The 22772-nt window shown below is 64.2% G+C and carries 26 protein-coding genes; 12 read left to right on the top strand and 14 right to left on the bottom strand.

Annotated features, from left to right (window positions below):
* Positions 1–4 precede the first annotated feature (4 nt).
* From N4T19_RS20580 to N4T19_RS20545, 8 genes are all read right to left on the bottom strand, one after another.
* Positions 5–1057 carry an ABC transporter ATP-binding protein gene (locus N4T19_RS20580; protein WP_232539649.1) on the bottom strand — a complete coding sequence of 351 codons (1053 nt, stop codon included), beginning with the start codon at positions 1055–1057 and terminating at the stop codon, positions 5–7.
* A 5-nt stretch (positions 1058–1062) separates the two neighbouring features.
* Positions 1063–2061 carry an ABC transporter ATP-binding protein gene (locus N4T19_RS20575; protein WP_021025747.1) on the bottom strand — a complete coding sequence of 333 codons (999 nt, stop codon included), beginning with the start codon at positions 2059–2061 and terminating at the stop codon, positions 1063–1065.
* A gap of 35 nt (positions 2062–2096) precedes the next feature.
* Positions 2097–3008, bottom strand: coding sequence for an ABC transporter permease (locus N4T19_RS20570; protein ID WP_116924572.1), 912 nt, complete (start codon positions 3006–3008; stop codon positions 2097–2099).
* A 53-nt stretch (positions 3009–3061) separates the two neighbouring features.
* Entirely contained in the window at positions 3062–4636 is a 1575-nt protein-coding gene (locus N4T19_RS20565; RefSeq protein WP_116924571.1) for an ABC transporter substrate-binding protein, read from the bottom strand.
* A gap of 50 nt (positions 4637–4686) precedes the next feature.
* Positions 4687–5904, bottom strand: a complete 1218-nt coding sequence (locus N4T19_RS20560) for a M20 aminoacylase family protein (protein WP_021025744.1) — start codon at positions 5902–5904, stop codon at positions 4687–4689.
* Between the two features lies 1 nt (position 5905).
* Complete coding sequence (locus tag N4T19_RS20555; RefSeq protein ID WP_116924570.1) at positions 5906–6886, bottom strand: ABC transporter permease; 981 nt, start codon at positions 6884–6886, stop codon at positions 5906–5908.
* Between the two features lie 181 nt (positions 6887–7067).
* Entirely contained in the window at positions 7068–8648 is a 1581-nt protein-coding gene (locus tag N4T19_RS20550) for an ABC transporter substrate-binding protein (protein ID WP_182345029.1), read from the bottom strand.
* A gap of 552 nt (positions 8649–9200) precedes the next feature.
* A complete protein-coding gene (locus N4T19_RS20545) occupies positions 9201–10256 on the bottom strand; it encodes a porin (protein WP_182345028.1) in 1056 nt (351 codons plus the stop codon).
* Between the two features lie 323 nt (positions 10257–10579).
* Here N4T19_RS20545 and coq7 point away from each other — a divergent pair, with 323 nt between their 5' ends.
* Positions 10580–11200 carry a 2-polyprenyl-3-methyl-6-methoxy-1,4-benzoquinone monooxygenase gene (gene coq7, locus N4T19_RS20540; protein ID WP_116924568.1) on the top strand — a complete coding sequence of 207 codons (621 nt, stop codon included), beginning with the start codon at positions 10580–10582 and terminating at the stop codon, positions 11198–11200.
* 73 nt (positions 11201–11273) lie between these two features.
* Here the strand turns inward: coq7 and N4T19_RS20535 are convergent, their stop codons facing one another.
* The 5 genes from N4T19_RS20535 to N4T19_RS20515 form a co-directional block, all read right to left on the bottom strand.
* Positions 11274–11654, bottom strand: coding sequence for a DNA-binding protein (locus tag N4T19_RS20535; protein ID WP_232539533.1), 381 nt, complete (start codon positions 11652–11654; stop codon positions 11274–11276).
* A gap of 23 nt (positions 11655–11677) precedes the next feature.
* Entirely contained in the window at positions 11678–12007 is a 330-nt protein-coding gene (locus N4T19_RS20530) for a nucleotidyltransferase domain-containing protein (RefSeq protein WP_232539532.1), read from the bottom strand.
* Positions 12008–12097: 90 nt separating this feature from the next.
* On the bottom strand, positions 12098–12277 hold the full coding sequence (locus tag N4T19_RS20525; RefSeq protein WP_232539531.1) for a MarR family transcriptional regulator: 180 nt from the start codon (positions 12275–12277) through the stop codon (positions 12098–12100).
* 99 nt (positions 12278–12376) lie between these two features.
* A complete protein-coding gene (locus N4T19_RS20520; RefSeq protein WP_116924567.1) occupies positions 12377–12826 on the bottom strand; it encodes an OsmC family protein in 450 nt (149 codons plus the stop codon).
* Positions 12811–13029 (bottom strand): hypothetical protein, encoded by a 219-nt coding sequence (locus N4T19_RS20515; protein ID WP_133248057.1) that lies wholly within the window; start codon positions 13027–13029, stop codon positions 12811–12813. Before N4T19_RS20515 ends, N4T19_RS20520 begins: the two co-directional genes overlap by 16 nt.
* A gap of 265 nt (positions 13030–13294) precedes the next feature.
* Here N4T19_RS20515 and ilvA point away from each other — a divergent pair, with 265 nt between their 5' ends.
* Genes ilvA through N4T19_RS20500 form a run of 3 tightly spaced genes read left to right on the top strand, consistent with a single transcriptional unit; the run spans position 13295 to position 16304 of the window.
* A complete protein-coding gene (gene ilvA, locus N4T19_RS20510) occupies positions 13295–14863 on the top strand; it encodes a threonine ammonia-lyase, biosynthetic (protein WP_182345027.1) in 1569 nt (522 codons plus the stop codon).
* 23 nt (positions 14864–14886) lie between these two features.
* Positions 14887–15723, top strand: coding sequence for an adenosylcobinamide-GDP ribazoletransferase (gene cobS / locus N4T19_RS20505; RefSeq protein WP_260718902.1), 837 nt, complete (start codon positions 14887–14889; stop codon positions 15721–15723).
* On the top strand, positions 15720–16304 hold the full coding sequence (locus N4T19_RS20500) for a histidine phosphatase family protein (protein ID WP_260718901.1): 585 nt from the start codon (positions 15720–15722) through the stop codon (positions 16302–16304). Before cobS ends, N4T19_RS20500 begins: the two co-directional genes overlap by 4 nt.
* Positions 16305–16350: 46 nt before the next feature.
* Here N4T19_RS20500 and N4T19_RS20495 read toward each other — a convergent pair whose 3' ends face one another.
* Complete coding sequence (locus tag N4T19_RS20495) at positions 16351–16938, bottom strand: type II secretion system protein N (RefSeq protein WP_260718900.1); 588 nt, start codon at positions 16936–16938, stop codon at positions 16351–16353.
* Between the two features lie 62 nt (positions 16939–17000).
* Here N4T19_RS20495 and gspG point away from each other — a divergent pair, with 62 nt between their 5' ends.
* The 8 genes from gspG (at position 17001) to gspN (ending at position 22772) form a co-directional block, all read left to right on the top strand.
* Positions 17001–17459 carry a type II secretion system major pseudopilin GspG gene (gspG, locus tag N4T19_RS20490; protein WP_021025733.1) on the top strand — a complete coding sequence of 153 codons (459 nt, stop codon included), beginning with the start codon at positions 17001–17003 and terminating at the stop codon, positions 17457–17459.
* Positions 17460–17522: 63 nt separating this feature from the next.
* A complete protein-coding gene (locus tag N4T19_RS20485) occupies positions 17523–17972 on the top strand; it encodes a pilus assembly FimT family protein (protein ID WP_260718899.1) in 450 nt (149 codons plus the stop codon).
* A gap of 22 nt (positions 17973–17994) precedes the next feature.
* The gene (gspI, locus tag N4T19_RS20480; protein WP_260718898.1) at positions 17995–18363 is read left to right on the top strand and encodes a type II secretion system minor pseudopilin GspI; all 369 of its coding nucleotides are present in this window, start codon (positions 17995–17997) and stop codon (positions 18361–18363) included.
* On the top strand, positions 18363–19067 hold the full coding sequence (locus tag N4T19_RS20475) for a PulJ/GspJ family protein (RefSeq protein WP_116924560.1): 705 nt from the start codon (positions 18363–18365) through the stop codon (positions 19065–19067). Before gspI ends, N4T19_RS20475 begins: the two co-directional genes overlap by 1 nt.
* Positions 19064–20071, top strand: a complete 1008-nt coding sequence (gspK, locus tag N4T19_RS20470) for a type II secretion system minor pseudopilin GspK (protein WP_165841113.1) — start codon at positions 19064–19066, stop codon at positions 20069–20071. The genes N4T19_RS20475 and gspK overlap by 4 nt, the downstream gene beginning before the upstream one ends.
* Positions 20072–20143: 72 nt before the next feature.
* The gene (gspL, locus tag N4T19_RS20465; RefSeq protein ID WP_260718897.1) at positions 20144–21397 is read left to right on the top strand and encodes a type II secretion system protein GspL; all 1254 of its coding nucleotides are present in this window, start codon (positions 20144–20146) and stop codon (positions 21395–21397) included.
* Positions 21394–21948, top strand: coding sequence for a type II secretion system protein GspM (gspM, locus tag N4T19_RS20460; protein ID WP_182345021.1), 555 nt, complete (start codon positions 21394–21396; stop codon positions 21946–21948). Before gspL ends, gspM begins: the two co-directional genes overlap by 4 nt.
* A 14-nt stretch (positions 21949–21962) precedes the next feature.
* Positions 21963–22772 (top strand): type II secretion system protein N, encoded by an 810-nt coding sequence (gene gspN, locus N4T19_RS20455; RefSeq protein WP_260718896.1) that lies wholly within the window; start codon positions 21963–21965, stop codon positions 22770–22772.

Below are 22772 nucleotides of genomic sequence, written 5' to 3'. Positions count from 1 at the left end.
TGCATCACACAACGGGGATGCGCCCCTCTTGCACCGCATGGCAGGCCACCTTCACGCCGCCATCGTCGAGCAGCTGTGGACGCTCGCTGCGGCAGCGTTCATTGGCCAGCGGGCAGCGCGGGTTGAAAGCGCAGCCGGTCGGAGGGTTCAGTGGATTGGGCACCTCGCCCTGCACGGGGGTGCGCGCCTTGCCGGTGTCGTGCATCTTCGGGATGGCATCGAGCAGCATGCGCGTGTAGGGGTGGCGCGGCTTGGCAAACAGGGTTTGCTTATCGGCCAGCTCTACCAGCCTACCCAGATACATGACCCCCACCTGGTCGCTGACATGGCGCACGACGGCCAGGTTGTGCGAGATGAACAGGTAGGTCAGACCGCGCTTTTTCTGCAGGTCCTTCATGATGTTGAGCACCTGGGCCTGCACCGACACATCGAGCGCCGAGGTGGGCTCGTCGCAGACCAGGAACTCCGGCTCGGTCGCCAGTGCGCGGGCGATGGAGATGCGCTGGCGCTGCCCGCCCGAGAACTGGTGCGGGTACTTGATCATGTCCATCGGCGCCAGGCCCACCTGCACCAGCAGCTCGGCCACGCGCGCCTTGAGCTGCTCGGTGTTGGTGATCAGGCCATGCTCCTTGAGCGGCTCGCCAATGATCTGCTCGACCGACCAGCGCGGGTTCAGGCTGGCATAGGGATCCTGGAAGATCATCTGCACGCGGCGGCGCATCGCACGCGCATTCGGGTCGCGGAATGCGGCATGCGCGTCCTGGCCATCGAAGGTGAAGGTGCCGCGCGTGGGGCCGTACAGGCCCACCAACAGGCGCGCCACCGTGCTCTTGCCGCAGCCGGACTCGCCCACCAAGGCCAGGGTCTTGCCCTTTTCTATGTCAAAGCTCACGCCATCGACGGCGCGCAGCAGGCTGCGCGGCTTGCGCTCCAGCACCCGGTTGAGCCAGGGCGCCGACACATCAAAGGTCTTGGCCAGGTCACGCGCCTGCACCAGGGGCTGCTTGTCGCCCGCGCCTTGCAGCGCTGCTGTGTCCTTGTTCGTCATGGTTGCCATCTCGCTCATACCGTGTCCTCGGTGGCAGCCACTTGGGGCTGGTAATCGGCTGCATGCAGCCAGCAGGCGGCCTGGGTGGCGCCCGCGGCCATCAGCTCGGGGCGCTGCTCCATGCAGCGGTCAAACACCTGGGGGCAGCGCGGGTTGAAGGCGCAGCCCTTGGGGATGGCATTGAGCCGAGGCATCGCGCCGTCGATCTGGTTCAGGCGCTCACGGTCGGCTTCCATATCGGGGATGGACGCCATCAGGCCCCGGGTATAGGGGTGCGCGGGGTGGTTGATCACCTCATGCACCGGGCCGATTTCCGCAACACGGCCGGCGTACATCACCGCGACCCGGTCACAGGTCTCGGCAATCACGCCCATGTCATGGGTGATCAGCATCACCGCCGCACCCCGGGTGCGGCAGATGTTCTTGAGCAGGCTGATGATCTGCGCCTGGATCGATACGTCGAGCGCCGTCGTGGGCTCGTCGGCCACGATCAGCTTGGGCTCGGCCGCCAGGGCCAGCGCAATCACCACGCGCTGGCGCATGCCGCCGGAGAACTGGTGCGGAAAGTGGTCAATCCGCTCTTCGGCTGCCGGAATGCCGGTGTCCTTGAGCAGTTCGATCGCGCGCTGGCGCGCCTCCGAGGCCGAGAGCTTGAGGTGGGTCTGGATGGTCTCGATCAGCTGGCGCCCCACGGTGTAGAGCGGGTTCAGCGACGTGAGCGGGTCCTGGAAGATCGCGCCAATGCGGCGGCCCCGGATATGGCGCATCTTGTCGGCGGACAGGTTGTCGATGCGTTCGCCTTCGAGCACGATCTCGCCCGAGGCCACATGGCCTGGCGGCTCGAGCAGGCCGATGATGGACGCGCCCGTCAGCGACTTGCCCGCGCCCGATTCACCGACCACGCCCAGGATCTCGCCGGGGGCGATGGAAAAGGAGATGTTGTCCAGCGCCCGCAGCACACCATGGCGATTGGGAAACTCGACCACCAGATTTTTAACTTCCAACAATGACATCGTGGTTGTTCCTTGTTCGTCTTGTGTCCGCACCATCAACGCAGGCGCGGGTTGAGCGCATCGCGCAGCCAGTCGCCCAGCAGGTTGACCGACAGCGCGATCAGCACCAGCATCAGGCCCGGGAAGATCGTGATCCACCATTCGCCGGAGAACAGGTAGTCATTGCCCACGCGGATCAGGGTGCCCAGCGAGGGCGACGTGGGCGGCGCGCCCACGCCGAGGAAAGACAGGGTCGCCTCGGTGATGATGGCTGTGGCCACCTGGATGGTGGCCAGCACCATGACCGGGCCCAGCACATTGGGCAGCACATGCTTGACCATGATGCGCAGCGGCGCCACGCCGGTGACGCGGGCGGCCTGCACATATTCCTTGTTGCGCTCGACCATCGTCGAGCCGCGCACCGTGCGTGCGTACTGCACCCAGCCGGTGAGCGAGATCGAGATGATCAGCACGCCAAAGGCCAGCGATTCATTGGCATTGGGAAACACCGCGCGGCCCACACCGGCGATCAGCAAGGCGACCAGGATGGCCGGGAAGGACAGCATCACATCGCACAGGCGCATCAGCACCGAATCGATCCAGCCACCCTTGAAGCCAGCCAGCAGGCCCAGACCCACCCCGACGACCACGGACAGGGCCACTGAGGCCAGTCCCACGATCAGCGAAATGCGCGCGCCATACATCAGCGCCGACAGAATGTCGCGGCCCTGGTCATCGGTGCCCAGGATGTACTTCCAGCCGCCCTCTTCGCTCCACACCGGCGGGATGCGCGCATCGCTCAGCTCCAGCGTGGTCAGGTCAAAGGGGTTGTGCGGCGCCACCCAGCCGGCAAACAGCGCGCAAAACACGCAGACCGCCGCAATGAGGGCGGCCACGATGGCTGTGGGCGAATTGCGAAAGCTGTAGCCCACATCGCTGTCCATCCAGCGCCTGATTCGGTTTTTCATCGTCATCTTCTCTCTCTAGTCGCCAGCCGCTGCAGCGCAGCGGCCCGGGGCATTTACTTCTTCACGGTCATCCACTTGAAGGGCATGAAGCCATCGGCCATCTGCACCAGCTCGACGTTCTTGCTGACACCCCAGTTCATGAACTGCTGGTGCAGCGGCAGGTAGCCCACATCGTCGGCCACGGTCTGCAGCGCCTCATGGATCGCCTGGTTGCGCTTGGTGGTGTCGGTCTCCGACTGCACCTGGCGGGTCAAGGCATCGACCTTGGGATTGCAGTAGTTGCCGTAGTTGAACGCGCCAGCACCCTTGCCGTCATTGCAGTTCATCAAGGCCAGCAGCGGGTTGTGGGCGTCGTAGGTCGACGGCGTCCAGCCCAGGATGTAGAAGGCCGTTTCATGGCGCATGATGCGCGGGAAATAGGTGCCCTTGGTCTCGGCATTGAGCTGCACCTTGACGCCGATCTTGGCCAGGTTGGCCGATACCGCCTGGCAGATGCGGCTGTCGTTGATATAGCGGTCGTTAGAGCAGTTCAAGGTCAGCGAGAAACCATCGGGGTAGCCCGCTTCGCTCAGCAGTTTCTTGGCCGCAGCCGGGTCGTAGGGCAGGCGCTTGATGTCGTCGGTGTAGCCGTTGACGCCCTTGCCGATCAAGGTGGCCAGATTGCCCGAGGCCCCGCGCATCACCTGTTTGTGCAGGCCCTCGATATCGATGGCCTGGTAGAAGGCCTGGCGCACGCGCTTGTCCTTGAACGGGTTCTTGCCCTTGACGCTGGAGTTCAGCAGCTCATCGCGCTTTTGGTCCATGCCCATGAAGATGGCGCGCAGCTCAGGCCCGGACACCACACGGGTGCCGCCGGTATTGGCGACACGGTCCAGATCCTGCACCGGCACCGGGTCGATCACATCGACCTGGCCCGACAGCAGCGCGGCCACACGGGTCGCATCATTGGCCACTGGCGTGTAGACCACTTCCTGCACATTGCCTTCGACCTTGTCCCAGTAGTTGGCGCTGCGGTTGAAGACGGTGCGCACATTGGGCTGGCGCTCGCGCACGCGGTAGGGGCCGGTGCCATTGGCCTTGAACGAGGCGGTGTTCTCGATGCCCTTGCGGCGGTCCACCGGGTTGACGGCATTGTTGGCCTCGGACCAGGCCTTGCTCATGATGTAGACCTGCGAGATCATGCTCGGCAGGATCGGGGCCGGGTCCTTGGTCTCGATGTCCACCGTGTAGTCATCGACCTTGCGCGTCTCCTTGATGGGGTTGGTGTAGGACTTCATGTCCGAGCCTTCGAGCTGCGTGCGCATCATCGAGAACACCACATCATCGGCGGTGAACGGCGTGCCATCATGGAACTGCACGCCCTTGCGCAAGGTAAAGCGCCAGACGGTCGGTGAGGTCTGCTCCCACTTGGTGGCCAGCACCGGGCGCAGGCTCAGGTCCTTGTTGCGGCCGGCCAGCGGCTCGTAGACATTGCCGGTCACACTCAGCTGCACCGTCTCATTGAAGGAATGCGGATCCATGGACAGGGCGTCGCCCTGGGAACCGATGCGCACCGTCTGCGCGCCGGCGCAAACATAGGCGGCCGCCAACATCGATACCAACAAGGTCTTGCTCATCGTGTGTTTCATCGTTTTCCCCTTTTCTGAAGTCCGGCCCGCAAGGGCCGGGTGCGGAGGCTTTAGCCCAAAGCAAGTGGCATGCCACGCTCGACAATGCCGGCGTGCAGCGCCGCACCCAGCGGCAGCACATCGTCATTGAAGTCGTAGCGGTTGTTGTGCAGCGGAATGATGTCGTCACCGACGGCCTGGCCCAGGCGCAGATAGGCCCCGGGCTTTTGCTGCAGCATGAAGGAGAAATCCTCAGCGCCCATGCTCGGGTCCATGTTGCGCACCACCAGGGCTTCGCCCACCAGGTCAGAGGCCACATCGCCGGCAAACACCGCTTCTTCGGCCGTGTTGATCGTCGCCGGGTAGGAGCGCTCGTACTGCAGCTGCGCGTTCACGCCAAAGGCCAGGCCCAGCGCCTGGCACAGCTCGCCCAGGCGGCGCTCGACCATGTTCTGCACATCGGGGTTGAAGGTGCGCACCGTGCCCACCAAGGTCGACGAGCCCGGCGTGACGCTGAACGCAGCCAGGTCCCCCGACTGCAGCGCGCAGATGCTGATGACGGCCGAGTCGATGGCACGCACATTGCGCGAGACGATGGACTGGATCGCCGTAATCAGGTGTGCCGACGCCAGCACCACATCATTGGTCTGGTAAGGATGGGCGCCGTGGCCGCCCTTGCCCGTGATATTGATCTGGATGCGGTCGGCCGCGGCCATCATCGCGCCGGGGTTGATGCCGATCATGCCCTGGCGCATCGCAGGCCAGTTGTGCATCGCATAGACCGAATCGACCGGGAAGCGCTCGAACAGGCCATCCTGGATCATCTCGCGCGCGCCGGCATAGCCCTCCTCGCCGGGCTGGAAGATCAGCACGGCGGTGCCGTCAAAATTGCGCGTCTCGGCCAGATAGCGCGCCGCGCCCACCAGCATCGCAGTGTGGCCATCATGGCCGCAGGCATGCATCAGCCCCTGCTTGCCCGAGCGCCAGCTGCAGTTGCCCTGCTCGGTGATCGGCAGTGCATCCATATCGGCGCGCAGGCCGATCATGCGGCCGCTGCCGTGCTTGTGGCCACGGATCACACCGACCACGCCGGTCTTGCCGATGCCCTGGTGGATCTCATCAACACCACACAGGCGCAAGGCCTCGCTCACGCGAGCAGCGGTGTATTTTTCTTCGAAACCCAGCTCCGGATTGGCATGCAGGTCACGGCGGAAGGCCGTCAGCTCCGGATGGATCTGGGCCAGGTGAGAAAAGGCGCGCGAGCTCGCGCTATAAGGCAGACGTGGCATCTCAGTGCCCTCCCGATTTTTCGACGCGCAGGCGCGGGTCGACAGCGAAATACAACAGATCGACCACCAGGTTGATCACCACAAAAATCAGCGCAATCAGGCACAGGTAGGCGGCCATGACCGGGATATCGGCAAAGGTCACCGCCTGGATGAACAGCAGGCCCATGCCCGGCCACTGGAACACCGTCTCGGTGATGATGGCAAAGGCAATCAGGCCTCCCAGCTGCAGACCGGTGATGGTCATCACCGGCACCAGCGTGTTCTTGAGGGCATGGCCAAAGTAGATCGTGCGGTTGCTCAGGCCCCGAGCCTTGGCAAACTTGATGTAGTCGGTGCGCAGCACCTCCAGCATCTCGGCGCGCACCAGGCGCATGATCAACGTGAGCTGGAACACGGCCAAGGTGATGGCCGGCAAGATGATGTGGTGCCAGCCCTTGGCGCTCAGCAAGCCGGTGCTCCAAAAGCCCAGCTGCATCGTCGTGCCACGGCCAAAGCTCGGGAACCAGCCCAGGTGCACCGAGAAGATCAAAATCAGCAAGATACCGATCAGGAAGGTAGGCAGGGACACACCCAGCAGCGACAAGGTCATGAACACCTGGCTCATGAAGCTGCCGCGCCGCAGCGCGGCATACACGCCCATCGGCACACCGATGACCAAGGCCAGCAACGCAGCCACCATAGCCAGCTCAAAGGTCGCCGGGAAGCGCTCGGCAATCAGGGACGAGACCTTGGCACCCTGGCGCAGGCTGATGCCGAATTCGCCCTGGGCAGCATTGAGCAAAAAGTGCCAGAACTGCACGAAAAACGGTTTGTCCAGCCCCAGCGCACTGCGCAACTCGGCAATCTGCTGTGGGGTGGCATCCTGGCCCAGCAAGAAGGTGACCGGGTCACCCACATACTGGAACAACATGAAGGAAATGAACGCCACGGCGATCATCACGATCACCGCCTGTATCAATCGGCGCAATATGAATGCAAACATGGCTGACTCTCATCGTGACAAACAGAGGGAAGGTGCCCTAGGAACTCTCTGCAAAACCCAGTTGGTGAGGGTTCTGCAGAGCGTTCCTGGCACCCGTGTTGTCTGCCTATTCTTCTTTCGCTTTTTATGAAATGGCCGGCTGCCGCATCGGGCAGCCGGCCTGCGCACCGCTCGCCGTTGGTTAACGGACCGTCACCAGTTTGATGTCCACCCGGTTGTCTGCGCGGTGCACCAGGTCGATGTTCTTCTTCATCGCCCAGGGGATCACCTGGTCATACAGCGGCAGGTGCGAGACCGTGTCGTTGGACAGCTGCAAACCCTCGGTCAGCATGCGGGTGCGCACGGGCTGGTCGGTTTCCGTTTTCACGCGGTCCACCAGATAATCCATGCGCTCGTTGCTGTAGCGGCCGACATTGTAGTTTCCGTCGCCGCCCTTGCCGACGGTGCGCACCAGTGACTGCAGGCTGTAGAGCGAATCGAAAGTCGGCACACCCCAGCCGAGCATGTAGATGCTCGCTTCGTTGCGCTGGATCATCGGGAAGTAGGTGACCATTGGCAAGGTGCGCAGCTTGGCCTTGACCCCGATCTTGGCCCACATCGCGGTGACCGCCTGGCAGATCGCCTCGTCGCTGATATAGCGGTTGTTGGGGCAGGCAAAGTCGACCTCGAAGCCATCGGGGTAGCCCGCTTGCGTGAGCAGCTTCTTGGCGGCGTCCTGGTCATAGGGCAGGCGCTGGCCCACGGTCTCGGTCCAGCCATTGACCTGGGGCGCCACCAGGGTGCCAGTGGGCTTGCCCAGGCCGCGCAGGATGGTCTTGGTGATCGCCTGGATGTCGATGGACTGGTAGAGCGCCTGGCGCACCTTCTGGTCCTTGAGCGGGTTCTTGCCCTTGACGCTGGAGCCGGGCAGCTCGTCACGGAACTGGTCCATGCCAAAGAAAATTGTGCGGTTCTCCAAGCCTTCAAGGATCTTCAGGTCCGGGCTGGCGCGCAGGCGGTTCAAGTCTTGCGGCGTTGGATCGAGCACCATGTCCACTTCACCGGACAGCAGCGCCGCCATGCGGGTCGGCGCCGATTTGATCGGGGTGTAGGTGATCGAAGTCACATTGCCCGGCATCTGGCCCCACCAGTTGGGGTTCTTCTTGAGCACCATGCGCACATCGGGCTGCCAGGACTCCAGAATGAACGGGCCGGTGCCCATCGCATTGCGGTGGGCAAAATTCTCGTCGGACTTCTTGATGTCCATCGGCTCGGTGGACTTGTTCTTCTCCGACCAGGCCTTGCTCATCATGCGCAGCTCGGTCATCTGGCGCAGCAGCACGGGATTGGGGTCCACCATGAAGATATCGATGGTGCCATCATCGACCTTGACGACCTTCTCGATGCCCTGGACAAAGGGGCCGTAGTTCGAGGTCTTGGCCATCGCACGGGTGATCGAGAACACCGCATCATCGGCGGTGAAGTTCGAGCCATCCTGGAACTTCACACCCTGGCGCAATGAAAAGCGCATCTGTTTGGGGGTGACTTCCTTCCACGAGGTAGCCAGCAGCGGCTCGACCGCAAAGGTCTTGCTGTTGTAGGTGACCAGGGTCTCGTAGACATAGGGATGAATGGCGTTGTGCAGGCCATTGTTTTGCGCATGGATATCCCAGCTGGCAACGTCGGCCTGGCTGGCCCACTTGAAGGGCTTGGCCTGGGCCACGCCAGCTGACAAAACGGTGGCTACCGCTATCGCAACCAGAGCAAGAGAAGGCTGTTTCATAAGTCCTCGCAGAATAGTAGTGCTTCACTATGCCGCAAGGAATCGATCTTCCGCATGGTGCTTCCCCCAGGGCGGGGATATTCCCGAGTCGCGTTTATTTCTGTTAGGTGACCGGCAAAAGCAGGTGTTTTGTCGGGCAAAACACGGCTTCATCTGCTAATTATGAAAACGCGCTGCCTGCCAGACCACGCCTGCCCTTCCATTCCCACATGTCAAAAAAGCGATACAGGCGCATCTTGGCGGCTACCAGCGCCGATACAGCATGCGGTATGTATCAAGCCTGCCACAAGCCAGCGCCGCAGCGCTCCTGCCGCATCGGCAGGAAAGCACAACGGGTCTCGCGCTTCCCACGGCGTGGGGCTTCAAGATGGGACCTTTGACAGGCTGATAACACGAGCGGGCGCAGCCGCTGTCGCCGCTGCAGTGACCCCATCTACCCAGAACAAGGCCGAGCGCCTGGACAGGGCAGCGGCGAGCAGGCATAAAAAAAGCCCGTCTTTCGACGGGCTTTTTGCTTTTCAGATTGAGTAGCTAGGAAACCCTAGCCATTCATTAGAAAGCGTGACGCACACCAACGGTGATAGCGTTTTGGTTCTTGCCGGCGCGGGCTGGGTCGATGCCCAGGCCGTTAGCCGACAGGCTCATGGTTTCGCTCTTCTGGTTCTTCAGGAAAGCGTAGGTGCCGTACAGAGCGGTGCGCTTCGACAGGTTGTGGACATAGCCCAGCGACAGCTGGTGAGCCTTGCCTTCGATTTCCTTGTTGTCGTAGTAGTTGTAAGCCAGACGGGCTTCGCCAGCAGCGCCGACAGCAGCGGTTGCGCCCAGACCAGCGGACTGGAACTTAGCCTTGCTGCCACCACCCACTGGGGTGCTTTGCACTTGACGGATCAGACCCGACAGCTTGAAAGCGCCGAAGTTGTAAGCAGCGCCCAGACCCAGACCTTGAGCCTTTTCGAAGCTGGCGGTAGGATCGTTTTGCTGGTCGTAAGCAATACCGGCGCTCAGAGGGCCGTTGTTGTAACCAGCGGACACGCCGATGTAACGCTTAGCGGAGCTGTCGCCAGCGGTTTCGCCGAAGCCGTAGTTCACGCCAGCGGTGAAGCCGGACATGTTAGGGGTGTAGTACGAAACCATGTTGCCCACGCGAACTGGGTCGCCGAAGCCGTAGGTGCCGTTGCCGAAGCTGAAGTTTTGGCCGATACCGACTTGGCCGAACACGTCGTAGCCAGACACGGTGTTGTAAGCTGCGGTCAGTTCGCGACCCAGACGCACTTCACCGAAGTTGCCCATCAGGGACACGGTGGAACGACGCTTGAACTCGAAGCCAGGACCTGCAGCGCCGCCGCCGGAAGCGGTACCGCTGTCGTTCTGGATTGCGCCTTCCAGCCAGAAACCAGCCTTCAGACCGCCACCCAGATCTTCCACGCCGCGGAAGCCCAGACGGCTGGTGGCGTTACCGGAGTTGGTCAGACCGTAGTTGCTTTCGCCACCGCTGGTCTTAGCGTAGGTCACGCCAGCATCAACGATACCGAACAGGGTCACGGAAGATTGAGCCATTGCGGCGCCGGAAGCGGCCAGCACTGCCAAGGCAACAAGAGATTTTTTCATTGCGAGTTACTCCAAGGTTTAACAGACGGCGCTGGTACGGGGGGGTTGATGTCAGCCTCACGGTTCTGCACAACTTCTACCTGCTCCCGCGCCAACCTCCTAGTGTGGAAGTTCTCTCTATTTCAACAGACCGCAGGCGGTTGCGCAAACAAATTCCCCCACTTGAGGACCTATTCGCTGTAAATCGTTGCTTGAGTGCAACGTTTAACGAATGTCAGCCGCCGTCCAATTTTTCGACAAAAATTTGCTGCAAAACAAGCCCCTCCAGAGGAGATTCGCCATGTTTGCAGCGGGGTGTATTCTACTGGTTAGCATGGCACCCTATGCAAGATCGACTCCTTTGCGCAGCAGATACTGCGCTGCGCACCCTGTTTGCCACGCCCCGTGCGGCCAACCCCTCGCCCGCTGCGGGCATCGATGAGGCGGACCTCAGCCCTGAGGAGAAGAAGCTCTCCGCTTCTTATATGCGGGTCAACCACGTGGGCGAAGTCTGCGCGCAGGCGCTCTACACCGCCCAGGCCATGGTCACGCGCGACGAGCATCTGCGCGAGCACCTGTTGGAAGCGGCCCAGGAGGAGATGGACCACCTGGCCTGGACCCACCAGCGCCTGCAGGATTTGGGCGAACGCCCCAGCCTGCTTAACCCACTGTGGTTTGCCGGCGCTTTTGTGATTGGCACTGTGGCCGCCAAGGTCAGCGACCGCGCCAGCCTGGGCTTTGTCGAGGAGACGGAAAACCAGGTGTCCTTGCACCTGCAGTCCCACCTGGACCTGTTGCCAGCACACGACGCACCATCGCGGGCTGTCGTCAGCCAGATGAAAGCCGACGAGGAGCGCCACGCGGCCGCTGCGGTGGACGCCGGCGCCTTGCCCGTGCCCCTGCCCGCCCGGATGCTGATGAAGATCGCCTCCAAAGTGATGACCGTGACGGCGCACCATATATAGAGATAGAGAGATAGATAGGGCCCGGACGGGGACCCCATGCAAAGGCTGTCTCAGAGGTGGCCTGCAAAAGCACTCAATCGAGCCAGTGAGGCCGCTGCGCCAGCAGCCAGGCATGCACATGGGCGAGCAAGGCCATCGCATTGCTCCGGCAGCTGCCTACCGCCGCCTGGGAGACCAAGTCTCCCGAATAGTCCGTCAAATTGCGCTGTTTGCGCAAGGCATCCAGCGGCCATATCTTCTCGCTGGGCCACTGCACGGTGAGCGCAAGCGTCTGGATGGCGGTCTGGTGGTGGCCGGGCTTGCTCTTCAGTGTGCGGTAGCCATTGGCCATCAGGCCCAGCATGGCCAACTGCATGATGGCCTTGTAGGCGGCATCAAACTGGTTTTCTTCACTTAAGCCGGCAATGTGCGCATCGGCAATATTGCGGTCAGGCGCAGCCAGCAAAGACTGCACTTGCTGCGTTGGGCTCCACGGTCTCAAGACTGATGCCGACTAAGTTTTGCAAGCTCATCGTCACCCCCCATCACAAAGATCTTGGGCTTGGACAGCACATCGCGCATGAACGCCGCCTGGGCGCGCGCCGCGAACTCTTGCTGGCCCAGTACCTGCGGATTGATCTCCCGGCCCAGCTCCGCTTGCAGCGGCCACAGCACATGCACCGCCTCGTCAAAGCCTAGTGTACCGACCAGCATCAGGTCAATGTCGCTGCCCGCAGTCTCTTGCCCGCGCGCCACAGAGCCATAGATAAAGGCCACATCGATCTTGTCGGCGACAGGTGCCAGGGCGGTCGCGAAGACATCTGCCACGCCTGATGTCTTGCGCAAAATACGGGCCAGCTCTGTATAAACGGGGCAGCTCCAGTCTGCGCGGTACAGCTGTTGGTTGCCCCGTTTTTCTCATTGCAACAGGCCCGCCGATGTCAGCTTGCCAAGCTCTCTGGTGATGGTGCCTGCCGGCAGCCCCGTGCGCCTGGCAATTTCTCGCCCGTGCAGCTGTGCATCAGGGTGCAGCAGCAGCAACCCCAGGACACGTCGCCGGTACTCCGGCAGCAACAAGGCAATCAGAGATTGATTCATATAAGGCGTCAATTGTCGCCTTTTTTGCATCGAACTTCCAGTCAGGTTGACATCCCGCACAATGGCCACCTGGGCATTGCGGGAGGTCTACGCCCGTGCTTAGGCTTCCACCAGGTCAAACCCCGTGGTGATCTCGGCCGTCTTGCTCAGCATGATGCTGGCCGAGCAGTATTTCTCATGGCTCATCGCGATCGCGCGCTCCACCGCCGCTGCGGGGATGCCCTTGCCGGTGACGGTGAACTGCATATGGATCTTGGTGAAGACCTTGGGTTCGGTGTCGGCGCGCTCAGCCTTCAGCGCCACAGTGCAGTTTTTCACATCGTGGCGGCCGCGCTTGAGGATCAGCACCACATCATAGGCGGTGCAGCCGCCGGTGCCGGCCAGCAGCAGCTCCATCGGGCGGGCGGCGAGATTCTGGCCGCCGTTGGCAGGATTGGCCGCATCAGGCGCGCCATCCATGGCCACCACGTGGCCGCTGCCCGTTTCTGCGACAAAGCCCATTCCCGAGCGGGCGCCGCTCGCGCCCGTCCACGTTACCGTGCATTCCATTGCAAGACTCCAAAAATCAAACGCCACCAGTGTGGCAGATCTGCCCTCTCCCCTGCCACTTGTTGCTGTCTATCAACAGCATTGGGAAAAAAAATGGTTGCGGGCATTATTTTGCTGCAACGCAGCAGAAACATCGCTATACTTGGACTCATCTGCTGCTCCACAGCCAGGCGAAAGCCCCCACTGCGGGATGCAGCTTGCAAGTTGTCTCCTCCACCTCTCAAATGGTGGTTTCAAGCCCCTGATTCACATCAGGGGCTTTTTTTCTGCCCGGCGCCGGCGCAATTCCACCGCCGGTCCGCTCCAGTGAATGCCAGCGGTTATAGTGCATCGGTCTCTCGATCACCTGATGTTCGCCACCCCGCCCATGCCGCCACCCGCGCATGCCCTGCTGGCTGGCACATCAACCAGGCGCGCCATCCGCATGCGCTACCTTCTCGTTGCCTCCTTTCTCTAGCGTGCATCCCTATGCCCTCCAAGACTGCAGCCGCGCTGACGCCGGCCGATTACCTGAAGAAAATCCTCACTGCGCGTGTCTATGACGTGGCCATTGAATCCAGCCTGGACTCGGCCAAGAACCTCAGCCGCCGCCTGCACAACAAGGTGCTGCTCAAGCGCGAAGACCAGCAGCCGGTGTTCAGCTTCAAGCTGCGCGGCGCCTACAACAAGATGGCCCACCTGACGGCCGAGCAGCTCAAGGCCGGCGTGATCTGTGCATCGGCTGGCAACCATGCCCAGGGTGTCGCGCTGTCGGCCAGCCGCATGGGCACCCGCGCCGTGATCGTGATGCCCACCACCACGCCGCAGCTCAAGATCGATGCCGTCAAGGGCCTGGGGGGCGAGGTGGTGCTGGCCGGCGAGAGCTTCAGCGATGCCTATGAGCACTCGCTCAAGCTGCAAAAGGAACAGAACCTCACCTTTGTCCACCCCTTTGATGACCCGGACGTGATCGCCGGCCAGGGCACGATTGCGATGGAGATCATGCGCCAGGTGCAGAAAATCGGCTCATCGCCGCTGAACGCGGTCTTTGTCGCGATTGGTGGCGGCGGCCTGATTGCAGGTGTTGCCAACTACATCAAGGCAGTGCGGCCCGAGATCAAGGTCATCGGCGTGCAGATGAACGACTCGGACGCGATGATCCAGTCGGCCCGCGAAGGCAAGCGCGTGGCACTGAACGATGTGGGCCTGTTTGCCGATGGCACGGCCGTCAAGCTGGTGGGCGAGGAGACCTTCCGCGTCGCCCATGGCCTGGTCGATGAATACATCACCGTCGACACCGATGCCGTCTGCGCCGCGATCAAGGATATCTTTGTCGACACCCGCTCCATCGTCGAGCCCTCGGGCGCGCTGGCCGTGGCCGGTATCAAGCAATACGTTGCCAAGAACAAGACCAAGGGCGAGACCTATGCCGCCATCCTGAGCGGCGCCAACATGAACTTCGACCGCCTGCGCTTTGTCGCCGAGCGGGCTGATGTGGGCGAGGAAAAGGAAGCGCTGTTTGCCGTGACCATCCCCGAAGAGCGCGGCAGCTTCAAGCGTTTTTGCGAAGTCATCGGCAACCTGCCCGGTGGCGCACGCAGCGTGACCGAGTTCAACTACCGCATCAGCGATGACCGGCGCGCCCATGTCTTTGTCGGCATCTCGACCAACAGCAAGGGTGAGTCGGAAAAAATCTGCCGCAACTTCCAGAAGAACGGCTTTGAAGCGCTGGATTTGACCTTTGACGAGCTGGCCAAGGAGCATGTGCGCCACATGGTGGGCGGGCGCTCGCAGCTCGCGCAGGACGAGCGCCTGCTGCGCTTTATCTTCCCCGAGCGGCCCGGCGCGCTTTTCAAGTTCCTGAGCCTGATGGCGCCGAACTGGAACATCTCGCTGTTCCACTACCGCAACCAGGGCGCGGACTACGGCCGCATCCTCGTGGGCATGCAGGTGCCCCAGGAAGACTCTCACAGCTTTGAGCAGTTCTTGAACAACCTGGGCTACCCCTGGATCGAAGAGACCCAGAACCCGGCCTACAAGCTGTTCCTGCAGGCTTAACGCCAAACGGGCCCAGCCGCAGCATGCAAGCCTTGCGCCATTTTCTGCTCGCGGTGCAGTTTTTCACCCGCATCCCGGTCACTGGCAAGCTGGGCGACTGGGTGGGTTACAGCCCCGAGATGCTGCGCGCCAGCGCCGGCCACTTCCCGGGCGTGGGCTGGATCGTGGGCCTGGTGGCCGCCGGGGTGCTCGCCGCTGGCAGCCTGCTGCTGCCAGCTGGCAACGCCTACAGCCCGCTGGTCGCCGCCGTGCTCAGCACCTTGGCCACCGTGCTGCTCACCGGCTGCTTCCATGAGGATGGCTTGAGCGATGTGGTCGATGGCCTGGGCGGCAGCCACGAGCGCCAGCGCGCGCTGGAGATCATGAAGGACTCGCGCATCGGCGCCTATGGCGCGATGGCGATGGTGCTGGCCGTTCTCAGCAAGACGGCTCTTGTCGCGCTGCTGGCCAGTCACAGCCTGGCGCTGGCGATGGCGACCTTGGTCACAGCCCATGTCATCGCCCGGCTCTGGCCGATGTTTGTTGTGCGCAGCCTGCCCCATGTGGGCGACAACGCCTCATCGAAAAGCAAGCCTTTGGCTGCCTTTATCAGCCGCCAAGGCCTGGCCTGCTGCGTAGCCTGGTCCTTGCCCGCTGCCCTGCTGCTGGGCCTCGCCCAAGGCTGGGTGGTTCTGCTGCTGGCTCTGGTGCTCAGCGCCGCCGCTGCGCTGTGGATGCGCCAGTGGCTGCAGCGCCGCCTGCAAGGCTTTACCGGTGATGGCCTGGGCGCTGCCGAGCAGGTCAGCGAGATGGCGTTCTACCTGGGCGCGGCGCTGTCGCTGGGCCCCGCAGGCCTGTGGTTAGCCAAGGCTGTGGCATGAGCGCACTGTGGCTGCAGCGCCATGCCCAGCCCCTGGTGGCGCCGGGCATCTGCTACGGCCGCACCAACATGGCCGCCGATGACAAGGCCACCGCTGCCGCCGCACTGGCCCTGCAAAGTGCCTGGGCGGCTGAGGCACTGCCGGCCGGCACCGTCTGGCATTCGCCACTGCAGCGCTGCAGCCAGCTGGCCACCGCCTTGCAGGCGCAGGCACCAGCATTCGCGCTGCGCGCCTGCGACGATCTGGCAGAAATGGACTTTGGCGCCTGGGAAGGCCAGCGCTGGGACGACATCGCCCGCGAAGAGATGCAGGCCTGGACGGCCGACTTTATGGCCTATGCACCAGGCGGTGGTGAGGCGCTGGCCACGATGATGGCGCGCGTGGCGCGTGCGCTGGATGCCGCGCGCCAACAGGCGCTGGACACCGGCCAGCCCGTGCTGTGGATCAGCCACGCAGGTGTTGCGCAATGCGCGCATTGGCTGCTGACCCGGGGCCAAAGGCTACCGCTGGCCAAGGACTGGCCCTCGGTCAAGCTCACGTATGGGGAATGGCTCCGATTGCCGCTGTTCGGCGAACTGTGAGCGCTATTTCAGGCCCTCAACAAACTTTTACGTAAAGCCTAGGCAATCAGTCGCGCAGGGAACCCGTGCTGCGGTCCACATTGGCCGCAGCCGCGGGCACTGGCGCGGGTGCAGCAGCTTGCGGGGCTGCAAGCACAGCATTTGGAGCATTGGCCGGGATCGGCGCAGCCACCGCATCCACTGGGCGCAAGGCCGGCAGGTTGATCGTGACGGCTGCCGGGCCATCGACACCGGCGCCCAGGCTCACGGCACGGGGCGCATCGCTGCGCAAGGCCTGCAGCACCAGGCCATCGGCCACGACCGTGCCCACGCGGAACACCTTGGCAGGCTGGTCATCCACGGCGATGACGGCCGCGCCGCCACCGCTGTCCTTGCCCACCATCACGCCCAGCAGGCGCCAGCGGGTGGGGGCAGCCGGGGCTGCAACGGGCGCGCCATCCTGCACACCAAAGAGCCGCGCCATCGCAGCGCCATCGACCTGTACCTGGGCGGGGCCACCGGCCTGCGGTGCCGACAGCACCTGGCGTGGCGCCGACAGCTTGAGCCCCCAGAACACCGCCAACGCCGCAGCGCCAGCCCACAAAAGGCCGGCCGCCAGCCGAGGAGACCAGGGGTTGCGTGATAGTGTCACCATTCGCAGATTATGATGCAGCCAGATGTCAGTTTCACCACTTTGACCCCCTTTGACCTGAGAGCATGATGTTTTCCTTCCGCCCGCAGTCGGCTGCACGCCGCATCCAAGCCAATATCCAGCGCGGCTTTACCCTGATCGAGCTGATGGTGGTGCTGGTCATCATCGGCGTGCTGGCCGCGCTGATCGTGCCCAATGTGATTGGCGCTGCCGACGAAGCGCGCGTGACCGCAGCGCGCACCGACATCACCAACATCAGTGGTGCGCTCAAGCGCTACCGCCTGGACAACCAGCGCTACCCCACCGCCGAGCAGGGCCTGGCCGCGCTGATCAACCGCCCCAGCAGCGGCCCCGCGCCGATGAACTGGAAGCCCTATCTGGAAAAGCTGCCCAATGACCCCTGGGGCCACCCCTACCAGTACCTGAACCCCGGCGTCAAAGGCGAAGTCGATGTGATGAGCTTTGGCGCCGATGGCCAGGCCGGTGGTGAAGGCAACAATGCCGACATCGGCAGCTGGCAATAAGCGGCAATAAGCCCGCCTGATCGCTGCTTTCTGCCTTTTCCCGCTGCCCCGCTCTCCGGCCCCATGCCCTGCGCCCTTGCCCACCCCTTCCAGCCGCGCCGCCAGCGCGGCTTTACCTTGATGGAGCTGCTGGTCGTCATCACCTTGATGGCGCTGGCCAGCGCCGGCGTGGTGTTTGCGATAGGTGACAACAGCCAGGACCAGCTCCAGCGCGAAGGCCAGCGCCTGGCCGCCCAGCTCGAAGCCGCGCGTGCCCAGTCCCGCGCCAGTGGCCAGCCGGTGCGCTGGCGGGCCGACAGCCAGGGCTTTGTCATCGAAGGCCTGCAAGGCGGCACCCGCCAGGGCGCCTGGCTGCACCCGCCGGTGGCGGTGCGCAGCAGTGGCGATATCATCCTGGGGCCCGAGGCACTGATCGGCCCGCAGACGGTGGTGCTGGCCTACCCCAGTCGCAACGCGGGCAGCATTGCAGTGGCCACCGATGGTGTGCGCCCGTTTGAACTACAGGCCCCCTGAACCCTTTCCCGACCAGCCCCGCGTGTCCAGCAAGCCCTCTCCCCATTCCGGCTTCACCCTGATAGAGGTGCTGGTCGCGCTCGCCATTGTCGCCATCGCCTTGCTCGCCGGCGGCAAGGCGATGAACGCGCTGACCCAGACGGCAGGGCGGCAAAGCGATGTGATGCTCGCGCAGATCTGCGCCGAAAACCAGCTGATCGCCGCGCGCCTGTCGCAACAGCTGCCGGGCCTGGGCACGACCAGCGTGGCCTGCGATCAGGCCGGCCGCATGTTCGATGTGCGCGTGGGTGTGTTTGCCACGCCCAACCCGGATTTCCGCCGCATCGATGCCCATGTGTTCTCCGGCGGCGCGCCCTTGCTGCGCCTGAGCACCATCGTGGGGAGGTACTGATGCAGCGCTTCCCCCGTTGTAGCCAGCCACGCAGCCAGGGCTTTACCTTGATCGAGCTGCTGATCGCGATTTCCATTCTGGCGGTGATGACCATCGCCAGCTGGCGCGGCATCGATGGCATGGTGCGCGCCCAGCAGCAGGCCCGTGATTACAGCGAAGAGGTGATGGTGGTGCAGGCGGCGCTGTCGCAGTGGAACACCGACCTCAATGGCATCGAGCGCGTCGCAGCCACCACCCCGATCGACTGGGATGGCCGCGTGCTGCGCCTGACGCGCCGCAGCAGCGATATCAATGAACAAGGCCTGCGCGTGGTCAGTTGGGCCCAGCGCCGCCTGGGCAACCGCGACTACTGGGTGCGCTGGCAGTCGGCCCCCGTGCGTGATCTGCAGCAGTGGCAGCAGGCCTGGGACATGGCCGCGCATGCGGTCACCAACAGCGCGCTGACCAACAACGCCGATGGCGGCCCGCAGCAAACGGTGCTGATGCCCATCAGCGGCTGGCAGCTGCTGTATTTCCGGGGCAACAGCTGGAGCAATCCGCTGTCCAGCCAGGGCGCCAATCCCCAGGCCGATGCCAATAACCCCACGACGGTGGCGCTGCCCGACGGCATCCGCCTGCGTCTGGAGCTGCCCGCGCCCGGTGCGCTCTCCGGGGTCATCACCAACGACTGGGTCAACCCCATCGTGTCGGGCAACAAATCATGAAGCGGCTCCGCATTCCCCGCCGTGGCCAGCGCGGCGCAGCGCTGCTGGCGGCCATGCTCACCGTCACCCTGGTGGCCACGATTGCCGCCAGCGCCGTCTGGCAGCAGTGGCGCAATCTGGAGGTCGAAGGCGCCGAGCGCACCCGCGTGCAGGCCGCCTGGCTGCTGCTGGGCGGGCTGGATTTCTCGCGCCAGGTGCTGCGCCAGGATGCGCGTGTGGGCGGCCCCGATTCGCTCTCCGAGCCCTGGTCGGTGCCGCTGGCCGAAGCGCGCCTGTCCACCTTCTTGCAGGCCTCCAACAACCAGAGCAATGCCGACGACAGCAGCATCGATGCGGCCCAGGCGTTTTTGTCGGGTGCGATTGTCGATGCCCAGGCGCGGCTCAATATCCGCAACCTGGTCTCCAACAACCAGATCAACAGCGTCGCGCTGCGCCAGTTCCAGCGCCTGTTCGAGCGCCTGGGCCTGCCCGGCGCCGAACTGACCGTCCTCAGCCAGCAGGCACTGGCCGCGCTGCGCACCGAGGGGAAGGCGGCCAATGCGCCGCTGCTGCCGCGCACCTACAAGGAGCTGGCCTGGTGGGGCCTGTCGCCGTCCACCCTGACCCAGCTGGAGCCCTATGTGGTGCTGCTGCCCCAGGAGAGCAAGGTCAACGTCAACACCGCCTCGGCCACCGTGATCTGGGCCGCTGTCGAGGGCATGGATTTTGCAACTGCCCAGCAGATCGCCCAGCTGCGCCTTAACAAGGCTTTCGAGAGCAGCGCCGAGCTGCAGCAGCGCTTTAGCAGCAACACCGCGCTCAACAATGCCAACGCAGTGCTCGATGTCAAATCGGTGTATTTCGAGGTCTGGGCGCGGCTGCGCTTTGACGACCTGGTGGTGCAGGAGAAATCCCTGGTCTACCGCCAGGGGCTGAATGTAACAACCGTGGTGCGTGAGCGTGGTGCCGCACTGGCCACCAGCCTGATGGGCGATGGCAGCGCCAACCCGGTGGCGGCGCGCTAACAGGAACATGATGACAAACGTATTGCAGTTTGGTGAAGCCGGGCCCTCTACAATGCAGCGCACAACACGCTCATGAGTACATTACTGATTTCACTGCCGCTGGCCTCGGGGCCAGATACAGGGCCCAGCTCGGCCTGGAGCTACAGCTATGCCCTGTCGCCCGATGGCGTGACCATCGGCCAGCAAGGCAGCACCACCGCCGGCCTGCTGCCCCAGCCCGGCCGCGCCGGTGAAGTGGTGGCCGTGGTGCCCGCGGCCATGCTGTCGTGGCAACGGGTCAGCCTGCCCCAGGGCGTCGGCCCGGGCTCGCCCCGGCTGCGAGCGGTGCTCGAAGGTCTCTTGGAAGAGCGCCTGCTCGACGACCCCGCCCAACTGCACTTTGCCTTGCAACCCGACACCCGTGCCGCCGGCCAGGGCGAGCCGATCTGGATCGCCTGCTGCCCGCGCCAGTGGCTGCGCGAGCACCTGCAGGCGCTCGAAGCCGCAGGCCGCGCCGTGGCCCGCGTGGTGCCCAGCCATGCCCCGGGCGAGCCCGCACCTGATGGCGCGCAGATCCTGGTCACCGGCAGCCCCGAGCTGGCGCAGGCCGTGGTCTATGGCACGGACAGCGCCGACGCGGTGCTGGTGCTGCCAGTCTCGCGCGAAAGCGCAGCGCTGCTGCCCCCGCTCGGGCCCGACAGCATCGTCCATGCCGAGCCGGCCGTGGTCAGCACCGCCGAGCACTGGCTTCAACGCCCGGTACAGCTCTACAGCCCGGCGCAAACCATGCGCGATGCCGCGCGCAGCGACTGGGACCTGGCGCAGCTCGAATTTGCCAACAGTGGACGCAACCGCCTGCAGCGGCGCCTGGGCAGCGGCCTCAATGATGTGCTCCATACCCCCGCCTGGCGCCCGGCGCGCTGGGCCCTGCTGGCCCTGGTCGTGCTCAGCTTGGTGGGCGCCAATATCTGGGCGTGGCAAGAGCGCCAGCAGCTGCAGGCCAAGGCCGCACTGGTGCGCAGCAGCTTGACGCAGGCCTTCCCCAAGGTGCAGGTGGTCGTCGATGCGCCCGTGCAGATGGCGCGCGAAGTCGCCAACCTGCGCCAGGCCTCGGGTGGCTTGTCGCCATCGGACGCCGAGCCGCTGCTGGCCGCCGCCGGCCAGGCGCTGGCCAGCCTGCCCGCAGGCACGGTGCCCAGCACGGTCGAATACAGTGGCGGCGAGCTGCGCCTGCGCGGCCTGCCCACCGATGGCTTTGATGCCTTCAGCCAGAAACTGCAAGCCCAGGGCCTGCAGGCCCAGATGCAAAACGACCAGTGGATCATCCGCGCGCAGGCCCAGCCATGAAGAAAAATTCCTCCCGACCGTCGGCATCTGCAGCGGCTTCGTCCCCCGCAGCCCAATTGCTGCGCCAACGCTGGCGCGCGCTGGATGCGCGTGAGCGCCGGGGCGTCAGCCTGGCCGCTGCCCTGGTGCTGATGGCGCTCTTGTGGTGGCTGGCGATTGCGCCGGTACTGCAGACCTGGCGCAGCGCGCCCGCCGCGCATGCCCAGCTCGACCAGCAACTCGCCCGCATGCAAGCCTTGCAGGCCGAAGCGCGCCAGCTGCAATCGGCCACCACGGTGACCACCACGCAAGCGCGCCAGCAGCTCGAAGCCTCGCTCACGCAGCAGCTGGGCACCAGCGCCAAACTGGCCGTGCTCGGCGAGCGCGTGACCGTCACCTTGAGCCGCGCCTCGGCCGCATCCACCCAGCGCTGGCTGGGCCAGGTGCGTGCCAATGCGCATGCGATTGCCACCGAGCTGCGCCTGACCCGCGATGAGCCGGCCAAGGGCGCAGGCCCGGCTGCCGCGCCCACCTGGTCGGGCAATATCGTCTTGCAGTTGCCGGCCCAATAAGCGGCACACAGCGCATGGCCCGGCAACACTCGAACCCCACCCTGCCCCACGGCAGCGCCCGTGCGCCCTGGCGCTGGGCCGCCGTGGGCGCCTGCACCGGCGGCCTGGCCGCCCTGCTGCTGTTTGCGCCCGCACACTGGTTGGCGCAGGGCCTGGCCTGGGCCAGCCAGGGTCAGCTGCAGCTGCGCGAGCCGCGTGGCACCGTCTGGAACGGTTCAGCCCAATGGGTATTTACTGGTGGCCAGGCCAGCCGTGACCAGATGGCCCTGCCCGGCCGGGTGGACTGGGCACTGCGCCCCAGCCTGCGCGGCCTCAACATGCGCTGGAATGCCAGCTGCTGCATGGCCGCGCCGATGCCCATCCGCATCCAGCCCCACTGGGGTGGCGCCAAGGTGCAGCTGGGCGCCCATGAAAGCCGCTGGCCGGCATCGCTGCTGGTGGGCCTGGGCACGCCCTGGAACACCATCCAGCCCCAGGGCCAGCTGCTGCTCAAGACCCGTGAGCTGTCGCTGGCACTCAACGCCGGGCGCCTGCAGGTCGAGGGCGGCGCCGATCTCGATGTGATGGCGGTGACCTCACGCCTGTCCACGATACAGCCGCTGGGCAGCTACCGCCTGCAACTGCAAGGCGGTGACAGCACCAGCTTGCAGCTGTCCACCTTGGACGGCGCGCTCCAGCTCAAAGGCCAGGGCCAATGGGTGGGCCAGCGCCTGCGTTTTCAGGGAGAAGCCTGGGCTGCCGAAGGGCGCGAGGCGGCTCTTGCGAATCTATTGACTATGATTGGGCAGCGCAGCGGAAGCCGCGTGCTGCTCTCGGTTGGCTGA

The organism is Comamonas squillarum (genome assembly GCF_025309455.1).
Lineage (GTDB): Bacteria > Pseudomonadota > Gammaproteobacteria > Burkholderiales > Burkholderiaceae_C > Comamonas > Comamonas squillarum.
This window is presented reverse-complemented; position numbering and strand designations above follow the sequence as displayed.